This is a genomic window from bacterium, from assembly GCA_009926305.1.
Lineage (GTDB): Bacteria > Bdellovibrionota_C > UBA2361 > UBA2361 > RFPC01 > RFPC01.
In genome coordinates, this window is record RFPC01000001.1 from 84,595 (window position 1) to 99,680 (window position 15,086).

The following is a 15,086-nucleotide window of genomic DNA, read 5'->3' on the forward strand; positions in this document are numbered from 1 at the left end:
CCTTCCTAACTCTTCTGTTATGCGAATGAAGTAGTGGAACGTGACTTGGATAGAGGTATTTCCATCCAAAAGGGGAGGCTCAAGAGGCGCGCGCCAAAACAAGAAGAAGGGCAGGCGAGTTTTGAGAGCCTTTTAGAAATTTCAAGCACTTACTCTTCCTTGAGCCGCTCTGCGAGTACTTCTGCAATATCTCGAACCTCCATCGTTTCTTCACGATTGGTAAGCTTCACCCCGTCTTCCATCATTTGCATACAGAATGGACAGGCGGTTGCAATCTTCGTTGCGCCTGTCTCGGCAAGCTCATCAACACGAAGAGAATTAACCCGCTCTCCTACTTTCATATCCATCCAGAAGTGCCCTCCTCCAGCTCCACAACAGAGCCCTTTCTCCCTCGAGCGTTCGGGCTCAAGGATGGCGAGGGATGAGGCCTGCTTGAGTGTCTCTCGAGGGGCTTCATATTCATCATTATAACGCCCGAGATAACATGGATCATGGAAGGTGTACTCTTCGTGGCCTTGTTCGATATTGAGTCGATTGTCCTTCAACAATCTCTTTAGGAGTACCGAATGGTGAAGTATCTCTGGTTGTCGACCATCACCGAGATTCCCAAACTCAGGATACTCATTTTTGATGGTATTAAAACAATGTGGACAGTTCGCTACGAGGGTTTCAAAGCGAATGCTCTGCAGAGTGGCAATATTCGATTTTGCAAGGCTTTGAAAGAGATTCTCTTCTCCCAGCCTACGAGCGGGATCTCCAGTGCAGCCTTCGACGGTCCCTAAGATTCCAAAGTTCAATCCTGCATGGTTCATAAGGGATACCAGTGCTCTTGCGATCTTTTGCTTCCGTTTGTCGAAAGCTGAGACACATCCTACCCAGTATAGGTAATCAACCGAATCGCCGGGCTGAAGAACGCGTACGTTCAGATCCTCAATCCAATTCGCTCGGTCCTCAGGTGCACCATACGGATTTGCTCGAGTTTCAAGAGAACGCAGTGTGCCTGCTGCCTCTGTCGGCACCTCTCCTTGCATTAAGACCATATTTTGGCGATTACCAACGATCTGATCCACGTGGTTGATTCCTACTGGACATGCTTGTACGCACGCCATGCAGGTTGTACACGACCAGAACACATCCTCCCCTAAGACCTCTCCAGCAATACGAGCATCTGCCTTTCCCGCTATTGCTTTTGGGGACTTCTGAACCAGGGAATTCTCACCTCGGAGCTCTGGATTGATAATACTGGCAGACTCATCTGAACCATCTCCGAGCACCATTCCTGAGCTATTTTCCAGGTAGCGGCGTTGAAGACTTGAGTCGAAGATTTTCAAGGGGGTGGGTAAAATAGACTCATCAGTAATCTGCCCCTTTACTCCAAGCCCTAGAAGGTGATTGCGTGTATCAAGAATGAGCCACTTCGGAGAGAGAGGTTTCCCAGATATGTAGGCAGGGCAAACCTCTTGGCACCGCCCGCAACTGGTGCATGCTTCAAGATCGAGTAGGTTTTTCCAAGTGTAGTCTTTAATAGACCCGAGTCCAATCGAAAATTCGTCAGACTCCTCCATGAGCTTTTCAATGTCCCCCGGGGATTTGATTTGTCCCTTAGCACGGGAGCGCGGTTGAAAATAGAGATTCGCTGAGCTCGCTATAATATGGAAGAATTTTGTGTAGGGAATGAGCGCAATAAAACTAAAGACAGTAAGTGAATGAAACCACCAGCTGAAAAAATGAAGATTTTTGGTGGCATTTTCTGAGAGCCCCCAGAAGAGGCCGGCAAACATATTTCCGATAGGAGAGTAGTGGGCCCAGGGATCCTGAGTGGCGTGAATTCGGAGTCCCTCCAGAAGAAATCCTTGAACACAAAGAAGAACAAGCATCCAAAGAAGATAGCTATCGGCAGCACGGGAATGAAGATAATCTGGCTTGAGAATCCACCGTCTATGCGCTGCTAGTCCGCATCCAATAATTACCCCGAAACCGAAGATATCTGAAAGAAGAGTAACCGCGAGATAAAAATCCCCCTGATAGATGCGAATTCCAAGGTCGTGATCAATGAGAACCATTGTCGTGGTAAAAAGTAGAACAAAAAAACCAAAATAAATGAGGGTATGAAATGCACCCACGCTCTTCTTTTGAACCACCTTTTTCTGGAGAAACGCCTTAACGAACAGGCTTCTGATTCGAGCGGGAAAACTCTGGCGATACTCCGAGTCAGCTGCTCCAGAGAGGATGAGCTCTAGGTGTCGCAGTAGACCAATTGCTGCAACAAACAGAGACACAGCCATGAATGCGTACATCGCCACAGTATTTGGCAAGCTACTTACATTCCACATTATTTCGCGGGTTGGGGTCATATCAGCTCCGAATATTTGATGGTATCCACTAAGGATTCCAAAACCTGCCTTTAAAACATTTCGTCACGGTGTGTTGACAGGGCTCTATCTTCATAAGATCATTATGAAATAGTTATCACGGTCTTGGAAGAGAGAGAGTTGCCCTCGTAGGCGAACATCCTCTCAGAAATGCTAGACCCTTGAAGAAGCTAGGCTGAGAGGGAAAAAGGGTGTTGAGTTGGTGCTACAGCAGGATGCTGACTGTTCGTCGCCGATTGCCCAAGTAGCTGTGGAGTCTCAGAAGCGAGAGACAGCATAGAAAAAGGTTTGATAGCACGTGATACGCTTCGACCTCTGTGCAAAGGTCCTCGGGAATGCTCTTTGTAGTAGTGATCAGGTTCCTGAGAGGCCTCGTGCAAGCGGAGTGAACGGAGAATAGGAGTTAATAGAGAGTAGTGTCGATATCAGTGCAGAGAAGACGGAAGAGCCCATTACACCGTGAAGACCCATTACACCGTGAAGATATGGAGCCTGAGCCGGGACGGAGAATTTCTTTGCCGAATTTTTCTATTCCATCCTTTGTTATTCTTAAACGTGGTGAAGAGAGGGACAAATGAGCTTTTTATCTCTCGTGGCCCTTTCCCTTTCAATAGTTGGTTACGGAATTTTTGCCTTATTTAAGTTGGCGGTGAGTCGGGCTTCTCTCTCTGTCATAGAGCGTTTCAAAGAGGAGGGAGTCTGGGGAGCAAAGCTTGCACTTCGGGTATTGCAGAACGCGGATAGGCACATCCTAGCAGCACATGTAGGTCGGTTTCTGTGTGCTCTCAGCTCGGGCGTATGGGTATTGTTTATCTCGTACCCTTGGCTTGATGGAAACGTGACATTATCGCTATCAGGCGTGACGACGATAGTATTATTTCTTCTTTTTGCTTTGTTTATCACATTCATCGCAGTACTTTTTACTCAAGTTCTCAGTGCCTTTGGAATGAAATCACCAGAAAAGGTGCTGCTCTCTTTGGGGTGGTTAGGTGAGGGTTTATCGCTATTCATGCAGCCTATCCAAATGCCGATCCGTGGGGTGCTACACTTCGTGGCGCGTTCTGGACAGATCGATGCGATCCCTTCTGCTCGAGAGATTACTTTATCGGCAGAGGACCTTGAGTCTGTCATAGAGCATAGCACGCAGGCAGGAGCGCTTGATGATGCAGAGTCCGAATTATTGCATGGAGCGCTTCGTCTATCAGAAATACGTGCTCGTGAAATAATGACTCCTCGGGCAGATATCGTATCGATAGACACCGAGACGACATTGGATGAGCTACGCAGTGTGCTTGCAGAGGCAGGTTTTTCTCGTGTGCTGGTTACAGGAGATCAGCTTGATGAAGTGCGTGGCATGTTGTTGGCGAAAGACCTGATGTCGCTCATTGGTTCTGAAGTCAAACAGTTCTCAGTCGAGCCGTATATTCGTCAAGTGGTATTTGTCGATGGTGAGCTGCGAGGAGATGAAGTGTTGAAACGTCTGCGAGCGTCACAGGCTCATCTTGCTGTGGTATTAGATGAGCATGGGGGTGTTGACGGAATCCTAACGCTTGAAGATCTTCTTGAAGAGATTGTTGGTGATATCTTCGATGAAACCGATGTCCGTGAAGAAGAGCAAGAGATTACCGTTATGAAATCTGGTGAGCTTCTCGTTGACGGAGGTACGTCACTGGCGGACCTGGAGTCGGAGCATGGAATTATCCTTCCAGCTGGTGAATATGACACTGTCGCTGGGTTCATCATAGGGCAACTCGGTCGGATTCCTGAGGTGGGTGAAAAAGTAAAGTCGAATGGAGCGTTGGTTTCAGTTGAGTGTGTTGACGAGAATCGGGTGACACAATTGCGCATTTCCTTTTCAAAAGACGCCGCCTGAGCCTTTTTGAGGCTATCTGAGGGACGGAGTATCAGCTACTTAGAAAAAATCCTTAGATAAAAGCAGAAAAATCAAAACTTTAGCGCATGAGTCCGCATCCAAAGTGATGGACCATTCTGTCTTCCGCCATCAGCTGTTTCCTCCTGTTGTATTGGACTCTGTCTGGCGACTCAGAATCAGGTTGCCGTCGGTAAGTTCTAGACGAAAAGATTGGTAGTTTGGTTAAGACTTCAGGGAAATGTATGGGCAGCAAAACGAAATCAATTCGCGAGAAGGTGGTAAAAACCAAAAGTCCGAGAACGAAAAATTTTATCTTGGATTTAAGAATTCATAGCCCAGCCTCACTTGGATATCTTGGTATTGAGGGAATCGATACTGCACCGGCAATTGTACGCCTTGCGAAGGTTAAAGGGTTAGATGTTATCGGCGTGACTGATTTTTATTCCGGGAGATTTATTGATCCAGTTGTAAAGGCGGCTACTGGAAGTAAAATCACTGTTCTGCCGGGTGTCAGCTTACGCTGTAGCCTCGATGAGTGTAATGATATTGTTTTGGTCTGCTTATTTGCAGAAAATTATACATCGCATGATGTTGAAGACTTTCTAAAAGAGCTTAATGTGCCAGAGGCTACCTACGGAGATTCTTCCTTTACCTTGAGGGCTTCGATAGGACAGGTGATAGAGCGTGTTGAGAAACGGGGAGGGGTTATTATTCCAAGCAGGCTCGATAAGACTCCGCATCAGATGAAGGCAATACCTCGGCTGGTTGAAGATTTTGGATTTCGGACCTTTGACCTTACACACCTTGATACGAAGAGCTACTTTGCTGCGCAGTGGCCTAAGCTTTCCTTCAATCTTTATAGTTTTTCCAGTGCAAGTGCCTTGGCTCAGGTCGGGAGTCGTAATTCTCGCGTTCGATTACCAGACCGATCATTTGAATCGATACGTCGCGTTGCAACGCGAGCGGAGTTATAAAAGGTCACGGTTCTCTTTGGGCGAATAGCGCTAATAGGCTCTCCGAGGAGTCCTCTGATGAGCTCTCATTCCACTTTTCGTAACCGCATTGTACGCACTTATGAAGAATACGTGCGTGTTCCAGTCCGCCACCAGTTTTTGGGAGTAGAGCAATCGGTTTCATCCCACCATGACATGTTTCTGCACGATCTCCTGGCTGTATGTCAACGTGTTTGCTCCAAAGGCATTTCGGACAGTGGTTTGTATAGCCATTGCCTTGAACGAGGGTATTGCACTGGTCGCAGGTAAAGTTCTCTTTTTTTCTTTGAAATTGTTTGCTCATGTTACCGTGCGTGTCTCTTTATCTGCTTAGACTCTCAACAATTCGGTCTGCGCAATACGAAACGATAACATCAATTTCTGAATTCAGCAGATATTCTGTTGATGATTTGAGAAAATAGAGCGGGTCGGCTTTTGAGGCAGAGGAGGCCAGCGAATACATGATTTCGTGTTCTCCACTGGTAATAAAGCTACCGAGTTTTTGCTTCGGCTGTGCTGCCCGGGCTTGATGAAGTATCTCCATATATGTAATTCCTGGCTTTACGAGAGCGCAGTCCGCTCCCAAGTCTAATTCTGCTTCGATAAAGGAGAGCGCCAATTCATGCTGTTCTGGTCTAAGTTGATACTCTGATTTATCGACCCCCGTATTCATTCCTTCAGATGAGCGGAAGGGTGCAAAGAGAGGAGAGTGAAATTTAGCAGTTTGTGAGAGTATGAACGGTGTTGATAGTCCCTGTGTATTACTCCAAATGCGGAGTTTTTTTGAGAACAAGGGAATCATGCCACTGGGCATAAGTCCTTTTGCGCCCGCTTCGAGGAGCAAAGTCGCTTGTTGGTACAGATGTTGAATCGTTTGTTGTTCATCATTTTGGATTCGACAGTGAGAATCATGAGTGTATTGGCAGACACAGAGGTCAACAATCGTAACAAGCTCGGGAAACGCATGATTAATTGCTTGTAAAGTATGGATAAGCGGGGAGTCCGCTGAGAGCGATGATGAAGCATTTATGGATTTTTCTGGAAGCAGCTCATAGAGAATGATACCGCCAAGACCGACTAGGGAGGCGCGTTCTGCTGCCTTGAGGACATCTTGTACCGTCTGACAAATATGAAAAAATGTAGGGAGTTTTCGGTAGGCAGATGGTGACACCTGCGAGCCGGCGATAAAAATAGGCCAGACAAAGTGGGCGGAAACGTGATGTTTGTTGCTATCTCTGGTGATACAGTGCACCATCAACCCTCAAGAAATTGGTAGTAGTTTTAATGACCTCGACTCCGTTTGCTCATCTCCATCTGCATACACAGTATAGCTTACTTGATGGCTTGAACAGAATTGATGACGTCCTTGCTAGAGCAGCTTCACTCTCCCAGCCTGCTATAGCTATCACAGACCATGGAAATATGCATGGTGCTATTCAATTTTACTCTGGCGCGCATAAGGCGGGAATTAAGCCGATAATAGGGTGTGAGTTGTATGTTACGAACGGCTCTCGCTTGGACAGAACTCCGATTGGTCAGGGTGGTGCGGGGACATATCACCTGACCGTGCTTGCGATGAACGAGGTGGGCTATAAAAATTTATGTCGACTCGTTTCTCTCGCATATCGAGAGGGTTTTTACTTTAAGCCCAGGGTAGATCATGAGTTACTGAAGCAGCACAATGAGGGACTTATTGTATTGAGCGGGTGTCTCGGGAGTGAAATTGGGCAATGTGCTCTTCAGGAGCAGCTTGACGTAGCCCAGGAGCGAGTTGAGTTTTACGCAAAAACTTTTTCCGATCGGTATTATCTTGAGCTTCAGCCCCACCCAATAGCAGAGCAACAAAAATTGAATGAGCTCTGTGCTGATCTCGCAAAGCACAAGGGTGTTCCAGTGGTAGCTTCGACTGACTGCCACTATCTCTCGGAAGACGATCATTTCGCACAAGAAGTGCTCATGTGTATCTCTACTGGAAAGCAGATAACGGATCCAGATCGTTTGCGACACGTCGGATTGACGCTCCATTTGAAGAGTGGAGATGAAATGATCCAAGAGTTTGGGGCGTTTCCGTATGCAGTCGAGGCAGTAAAGAATACCGTTGAGATTGCTGAGCGTTGTAATTTAGAGTTTAATTTTTCAACGTATTACATGCCTCGTTTCGAACCTCCTAAGGGAGAGACTCTAGAAGACATGATGATTCGGAGTGCGAAAGAGGGTCTTGTTGAGCGATTGGAGCTTGTTAAAGCACAGAATCCAGAGGTTGCTGAGGATGTCTATTGGGAGAGATTAGACTCTGAGCTGGAGCTGATCAAGAAGATGGGCTTTGCAGGATATTTCCTGGTGGTGGCAGATTTTATTATTTGGGCCAAGGAAAATGGAGTTCCTGTGGGTCCAGGTCGAGGGAGTGCTGCTGGCTCTCTTGTGGCTTATGCCATGCAAATCACAGAACTTGATCCGATAGAGCACAAACTTTTATTTGAACGATTCCTCAATCCGGAGCGGGTATCGCTTCCTGATATCGATGTGGACTTTTGTATTCATGGTCGAGATCGGGTCATCAAGTATGTTGTTGAGAAGTATGGAAAAGAAAATGTGGCGCAAATTGCCACTTTCGGGACTCTGAAGGCAAAGGCAGCAATAAAAGATGTTGGCAGGGCGCTCGGGAAGAGCTACGCAGAGATGGACAGAGTGGCGCAACTTGTTCCTGCACCACGCCAGGGTTTCGATTTCTCACTTCAAGAGGCTCTCAAGATGGAGCCCAAACTGAAAGCCTATGCTGAAGGGGAGGGGGAAGATCTTATATCACTGGCTATCAAAGTTGAAGGGCTTACAAGGCACTCCTCTACTCATGCTGCTGGAGTAGTTATTGGAGATAGAGCGCTGACCGAATTCCTTCCCATGATGGTGGATAAGGAAGGAAATGATGTAACCCAATTCTCGATGAAGGATGTAGAGAAGATTGGGCTCGTAAAGTTTGACTTTCTTGGATTAAAGACCTTAACGGTTCTTTATACCGCTATTAGCTTGATTGCAGACAGTCAGGGGGAGGACATTAATTTGTCGACCCTTCCACTCGATGACCCTGAAACATACGCTATGTTGACTGCTGGTAAGACCACAGGGGTCTTTCAACTCGAGTCAACGGGAATAACAGAGATGACTATGAGGTTGAAGCCAAGCGGCTTTGATGACCTTGTTGCTATTCTCGCACTGTATCGTCCGGGACCGCTTGATTCAGGGATGGCGGAACATTATATCGAGCGAAAAAATGGGCGCGAAGAGACAGAGTATCTCCACGAATTAATGGAAGACATTCTCTCTGATACGTATGGGATCATCCTTTACCAAGAGCAGATTATGCAGCTCGCAAGAGAGCTTGCAGGATATTCACTTGCAGAAGCAGATCTCCTCCGCAGAGCGATGGGGAAGAAGATCCCCGAGGAAATGGCCGCTCAGCGTTCAAGATTCATGGAAGGAGCATTAGCGCGAGAGATTAAAGAGAGCTCAGCGAAAGAAATTTTTGATCAAATGGAAACCTTTGCTCGGTATGGTTTTAACAGGAGTCACTCGGCTGCCTATGCCCTGATCTCGTACCATACCGCATATTTGAAATGTCATTATCCCGTTGAATTTATGGCTGCGTTAATGTCACTTGAGATGGGAGATAGTGATAAGACTTTAAAGAATTTGAATGACTGTAGGAAGCAAGGAACAGCAGTGCTTCCGCCTGACGTGAATCTCAGTGTAGCAAATTTTTCGGTGCATGAGGGAAAGATTTGTTATGGACTCTCGGCGGTAAAGGGAGTTGGAGAAAAGGCAGTAGAGAAGATAGTAGAGGCTCGTGAGAACGGTGGCAGCTTCGATTCACTAGAGGATTTCGTTGAGCGAGTCGATCTTCGTGCAATCAACAGAAGAGTGCTTGAGAGTTTTATAAAATGTGGCGCCTTTGATTCGTGTGGGCAAAGGAGAAGCACGATGTACGAACGATTGGAAGATGTTCTTCGTGCAGGGCAAGCGTTGCAAAGAGAGAAAGATACGAATCAAATAGGGCTGTTCGGAGCAAGCGAACAAAGCAGTCGTATCCCCCGCAAAAACATTACTGTTCCAGATTGGCCAACGAATAAGCGACTTGCATACGAGCGCGAGGCACTTGGATTTTATATATCGGGTCATCCAATAGCGAAGTACAGTGCGCTTCTCACGAGTATCGGAGCGCGGTCTGTTCATAAGCTCAAGGAGTTGAAAAGTGGTGTGCAAGTAAAAGTAGGTGGTGTGATTACTGCTTTACGACTGAGAAATACTCGGAAGGGAGATCGTTATGCTTCTTTCATGTTTGAAGATCCCACGGGAACAGTAGACTCAATTGCCTGGCCAGATTCATATCAAAAAATCGCTTCTTTAATGATTGCTGATGAGCCGCTCGTTGCCACTGGTAGGGTTGATGTGGCTGATGAACGGGTGACATTTATTGTAGAGTCCATGGAGTCTCTCTTTTCCTGCCGTGAGAAAACGGCGAGTGCTGGAGAACTTCGAATCTCAGCAGCTGAGGCCACTGAAGAGCGATTAGAGCGCCTGACGAAGTTATTTGCAGACCATGCTGGTACCTGTCCAGTACGGTTAGTTTTGGAGAATGAAGCTGGCGATGTGGTGTTTCAGCTAAGAGATAAGCAAGAAAATCAAATTCTTATCAATATCTCAGAGGATGTATGTGATGCGGTGGAGGAGGTCTTTGGTCGACCTGCCTTGTCATTTTTATCGTAAATTCCCTCGAGATAACTCCCAATCTATAGTGGATTTTGTTTCAGAACCTCGTTATAGTCCGGCGAGCGGAGTGGTGGATTTTGGTGTGTTTCGGACCGTGCCTCAGACTTTTTTTACGTCTCAGCCTTTCTTTTCCCCGTTTTTGCTCTCTTTTCGTCCCTTTTAGCACATGTTTCGTAAGCGAGGGAGAATGGGAAGTAGGGAATACCTCTGAGGAAAGCTCGTGTGAGACTTTGTACGAGCGATAGGAAGAAAGAACAACACCAATCTAGTAGTGCTCTCGCCGGTTCGTAGATGAATTTACCATGAATTTCAATAGGTTGCTGAGGTGTAGGTTTAGGCTCGTGTGAGTGCATTGAGGTGGTATTGGTGTCTTCAAACGCTTATGAACAATTCAGTACAGAAATATTTGCTTAGCGAGGTCAGTCATGGAGACTAGCGCATGAAAAATACGAGTGTTGATGCGGATTTTGTCCGCACGTAGTGAGTCATTTAGAAGAGGATTTCTCGTGAAATATATTGGAAATAGGGATGGAGAAGGGTTGTCTGTAAGAAAAGGCTTTATCCCTACGCTAGTGGGTCTATTTGCTATCTGTAACCTTCTTCTGCTGGACAACACGGTAGTAGAGGCTCAAGTACGTCAATTTGGATTTGAAGAAGTTGTTCCAGGAGTGGAGCTTCGGCCACTAGGAGGCGGACCTTCAAGACCAGTTGGGCTGCTTGAGACGTTCATTGTAGAACTTGATGAAAATGAGCAGACCGTCCGTTTTCAGCTCACGCTTTCGCGGTATCTCACTGATGCATTGCCGAATGCCTTTGCGGTAGTGATGAATGGTGGAGGTATGCCGTCGGGGAACGGAGACGCACCTATAGTGGTATTTGATGGTTCTGATACTGTGCCTCGTATTACAGTAGCTCGGTACATCCATCAGACTGTCGGTACTCGAATGCTCGATTCTTTGTTCAATCCTGGTGGAGAGATCCTTATTTCGGGAGATGCATCGCTCCCTGAAGTGTTACTGGCGGTAAAAGAGATAGATGGAGATCGGGTCTATTTTGAGCTTCAACTCGACATCTCAGGATTTAACATGCCAAGCAATAGCTTCCCGCAATGGCAGGGGTTCGTCTCAACTGGTGAGATTGGAATATGGATGGACGTCTATCAAGATCTTAATGTGTGTTATTCTGATCAAACAGGTTCTTCTGGACCAACATATCCATTTGGTGGCGGTTATGTGACTCCTGGAAGCTGCGTATGTAATACGAATACATATCCCGGAGATCCTCATGATGATGATTCATCTGATGATTGCTCTTCTGACGATAATTCATCTGACGATAACTCTTCTGACGACTATTCATCTGACGATAATTCGTCTGACGATCACTCCTCTGACGATGATTATTCAGGTGGCTATTCCTCTCAAGGCTATTCATCCGATGACTATTCTTCAGATGACAATTCTTCGCGTGACTACTCTTCAGATGATCATTCTTCAGATGATTGTTCCTCGGACGATGACTCTTCAGAGGAAGAAGAAGAGGAAGAAGACTTTTGTTATTCACGGTATGGACGACTCGATATTCACGAGTGGCCATTTGACTACACTCCAAGCTGTTCAATTTCTTTCCTCACGCTTTCCGATGGTTTGAGCCCTTCAGGACTCGATCAGTTTCTTTATGGAACAGAGGTAGAGATTCAAGGGGCATGTAGTATGCCGGATGGAAGCGATTCAATTCTGGAGTTCTCTCCATTACCAGATGGCTCAATAGCTTCTGTGAATAGTGGCTCTTCTGTAGCTTCTGATCAGGATTTCTTCTTTGGTATTCCAACGACACAAGCCTTGCCTGGTGATGTCATTTCGATTGATTTTTCATGCACCGGGGTTAATGCGTACATGACAGGCCTTAATCTTTCTGGAGCATCGTGTGAGATCGAATTTGAAATTTACGAGGAATCATTCGATGATCCATGTGAGGAAGAGGATAATACTTCCATACTTTTTACCTTGGATGGTCTTGGGAAGGATATGGATACCCTCAATCGCCGAATTGCGCGAAAGGCAAGAAAGAGAAACCCTCAAAAACGGCGGCGAATTCGCTCTTTAGAACAACAGTCTGCGGATGCTGCTATCGATGCATGGGGCATTTGGATTGACCTTCCGACCATTACTTATCAGTGTGATGATCCAACAATCACAGTGTTAGATCACTCAGGTGCTCGATTCGATTACATTGATGATATTAATGAGCTTGAGGTAATAGGGAAGCGTCTATCTCGTATCCTGAAGCAAGGTGGGGCAAAGAGACGAGCAAGAAAGTTTCGAAGACGCGTAAAAGAGTTAGCTGAGACTGCGCGACAAGAAGCCGAGAATACGCCGATTCAGTCTAGCGGCATCTCTTTCTAGGCAAGGAGAGCACTAGGCCGAGTTTGGAATAATCTGCGGGGTATCTCCGCGCTCTGATATCAGTCGAGCGGAGATGCCCCGTTGTAGTGTCTACTAGGCCCCAAACGGTAGCTTCGTGGATTCGTCGATGCAGCTTCTTCATAATGATGCGGTTCTTCCCGATTGTCTGCTGGATTCTTTGAATGAAATGTTCGACTTAGCAGCATAACCTGTTGCAGTCCGAGATACGCATGAACCACGATTCTACGGCTTTATTTCAATGGCAACAGGAGCGTTCTTGCTCGAAATAGAGAGAATCGTTAGGGAAATTTAGGTGGTTAAAGATTGAAAGCAAGAGGCGGTAGCTGAAAGAAACGTGATCAGGTATAGATAGAGCCAATGGAAGTGTGGTATTGAAGTGGCGGCTTCCCATCATGTGATAATGGCAAGGGGGTAATGAAATCAACGAATCAACACTCACATCCTGATTTTGAGTGGATTGATTTTGATTCTTTTGAGGGCTTTCAGGAGAAACAAATGAAATTTCGGATTGGGATATGATCTGTTCAAAAACAATTTGACTTTGTGAATAGTGATTTGTCGAATTGTTCAGAGTTGCCAATTCAGCGAATCGCTTTACATAGACTGGATTATTCATTGTAACAGGCACTGAATCCATCGAAGAGAGATCTTGATCCACTATCACAAACTCGTGTGTTGGTTGGATTGAGTCCAAAAAATAACGAGTAGAATAGCCGTACATGGCCTCAGATAGGATACCCTTATCTGTATCACTGTTTGGAAATATTCGACTAAGCAGATCCAGAAATTCTACAACAACCGGAGAGGGTTCAATCTCGCTATTATCTTTCTGATTTTGCCCAATATAGCTGATGTAAACTTTTTGTTTAGCAGCCATTATAGCTTCATAAAAAAGCTGCCGATCCTCTCGTTTTCTATCCCGTTCTGTCGGAAGTGGGTAAAGACTCATAATGTCGAATTCAGGAGCGGAATAAGACCTGGGAAAACGGGCGCCGTCAATTCCAATCACTCCAATAATCTTAGCTGGAATTCCTCGAAGTGGAACCATATTTGAAAAGAGAACTCCCTGTCCAAATCTTGCTGCAGAACTTGAGGTTCGAGAAGTCAAGTTCGTGATATGTTTGAGTAAAAACTCAAACGGTAGATCCATTGAGTCCGATTCAGATTGAGTGATATCAGACTGAATCGCATCTAAAAGAGATTTTATTGAAACTGGAATTTCCTTTTGAAGAATGGATGGATTGGACCGAAACAGATATTGAGCCCAATTAGTCAACGCTTCAATCTGGTCTCCTGCAGATTTTCCTGATTTCATGCTCCATTTTCGAGCCTCATTTAGTGTACTCAGAAGTTCTTGAAGAATACTTAGCAGGCGGACATCTTCAGAATCTAGGAGACTGAATGTATCACCCGCAAAAGGATCTGTAAGATCTTTTCCCCATAAATGTGAGTTCCAGGCACGAGAAAAAAATTGTTTCCAGGTTAAGGATTCTGAACAAGGTTGATTCAAATCAAGCTTGTGATCGGCGTCATAGGCCCATAAAACTCGATTCTGATTAACCCAACGACGGATCTTGAATAACTGAGATTCAGATAGTTGAAAGGACTCCATAATAGATTCATACCGAAGGAGTCCCAAGATTTTTTCAGGCTCAAATCGACTTGTGAGTATATTCAGAAAATGCAGAAATGCATCCAGTTCATTTGCAAAGGTCGGTGCTCTCTCAGTGATGGTATATGGAATTCTTGGCAAGCCCTCATTTTCCTGATTAAAAACGGCTGAAATAAACGGTGCATACGCCTTAATATCTGGACTTACAATTACAATGTCGGAAGGTTTTAAGTCCGGATAAGTTTCTAGCCATAAGTAGAGTTGCTGGTGAAGAACTTCTACTTCTCGCAATTCATGATGACAGGAATGTATCTCTATAGAATCATCTATAAATTCCTTACCTGTTACGGCCCGAGTAGCTGATTTTAGGATTGATAATGAACTCCTGTGTAGATGAGGAGGGTGCTGTTTAGAATCAAATTTGCGTTCTGGTTCTTTTGATGAAGGGATTTTCGAAACTTCAAAATCATTTAATTGATGAAATGAGTTCAAAATCGCTTCAGATTCCATCGAAAATTGCTCTGAGAAAAGCGACTCCTGATCTCGGAGAAGAGAATAAATAGAGATTGAGGTCGAGGATGGATATTCTTCAATCAATCTTAAAAAAGGCTCAGGTAATAAACCGGCATTGAAAATAAAAAGGTGATTATTAGAAATATTCCCCTTTATTTTTGATTCAGAAAACACCGCGAGTTGTCTATCAAAAAGAGTAGCCCGATCACATGGATACTCCACTTTTTTAGCCCATCTAGCAAGCAAATATCGCCATAATTCTGCTTGCCAGGAGATAATTGGATCATCAGGCTGCTCTCCTTTCGCCCATTGCAAAAGCATGTGAGGTCGATAGTTTTGATAGGCATCCAATACAGAGGCTGTTTGAGTAGCCAATGAAAAGAGAGCTCTTTCCTGCAAAAGGGGTTGTAAGGTGGTTAATGTCCTTAGATAAGCAAGGGATTCCTTTCGAATGTCTTCTTTTAAAATCTCTTTTAACCACTGGAAAATGAAAAAAGTTAACGGGCCTTTATCAGAAGGAAGAAGATGAGGGAT

General features: G+C 45.4%; 7 protein-coding genes and 1 pseudogene. 4 read left to right on the forward strand and 4 right to left on the reverse strand.

Translation table 11 applies throughout. The features are described from left to right. Positions 1–149 precede the first annotated feature (149 nt). Positions 150–2,354 (reverse strand): 4Fe-4S dicluster domain-containing protein, encoded by a 2,205-nt coding sequence (locus EBR25_00370; GenBank protein NBW39435.1) that lies wholly within the window; start codon positions 2,352–2,354, stop codon positions 150–152. Between the two features lie 592 nt (positions 2,355–2,946). On the opposite strand from EBR25_00370, the gene EBR25_00375 reads away from it, so the two are divergent. Together EBR25_00375 and EBR25_00380 are read left to right on the forward strand one after the other, a co-directional pair. Continuing rightward, a complete protein-coding gene (locus tag EBR25_00375) occupies positions 2,947–4,245 on the forward strand; it encodes an HlyC/CorC family transporter (GenBank protein NBW39436.1) in 1,299 nt (432 codons plus the stop codon). 242 nt (positions 4,246–4,487) lie between these two features. Beyond that, positions 4,488–5,219: a hypothetical protein gene (locus EBR25_00380; protein NBW39437.1), complete on the forward strand. Its 732-nt coding sequence runs from the start codon at positions 4,488–4,490 to the stop codon at positions 5,217–5,219. A 4-nt stretch (positions 5,220–5,223) separates the two neighbouring features. Here the strand turns inward: EBR25_00380 and EBR25_00385 are convergent, their stop codons facing one another. Both EBR25_00385 and EBR25_00390 read right to left on the reverse strand, forming a co-directional pair. Continuing rightward, a complete protein-coding gene (locus EBR25_00385) occupies positions 5,224–5,541 on the reverse strand; it encodes an RNHCP domain-containing protein (protein ID NBW39438.1) in 318 nt (105 codons plus the stop codon). A gap of 18 nt (positions 5,542–5,559) precedes the next feature. Further along, positions 5,560–6,492: a hypothetical protein gene (locus tag EBR25_00390; protein ID NBW39439.1), complete on the reverse strand. Its 933-nt coding sequence runs from the start codon at positions 6,490–6,492 to the stop codon at positions 5,560–5,562. A 29-nt stretch (positions 6,493–6,521) separates the two neighbouring features. On the opposite strand from EBR25_00390, the gene EBR25_00395 reads away from it, so the two are divergent. Beyond that, entirely contained in the window at positions 6,522–9,998 is a 3,477-nt protein-coding gene (locus EBR25_00395) for a DNA polymerase III subunit alpha (protein NBW39440.1), read from the forward strand. A 1,292-nt stretch (positions 9,999–11,290) separates the two neighbouring features. Continuing rightward, a pseudogene (locus EBR25_00400) lies at positions 11,291–11,503 on the forward strand (hypothetical protein). A 1,159-nt stretch (positions 11,504–12,662) separates the two neighbouring features. Here EBR25_00400 and EBR25_00405 read toward each other — a convergent pair. Further along, on the reverse strand, positions 12,663–15,086 hold the full coding sequence (locus tag EBR25_00405; GenBank protein NBW39441.1) for a hypothetical protein: 2,424 nt from the start codon (positions 15,084–15,086) through the stop codon (positions 12,663–12,665).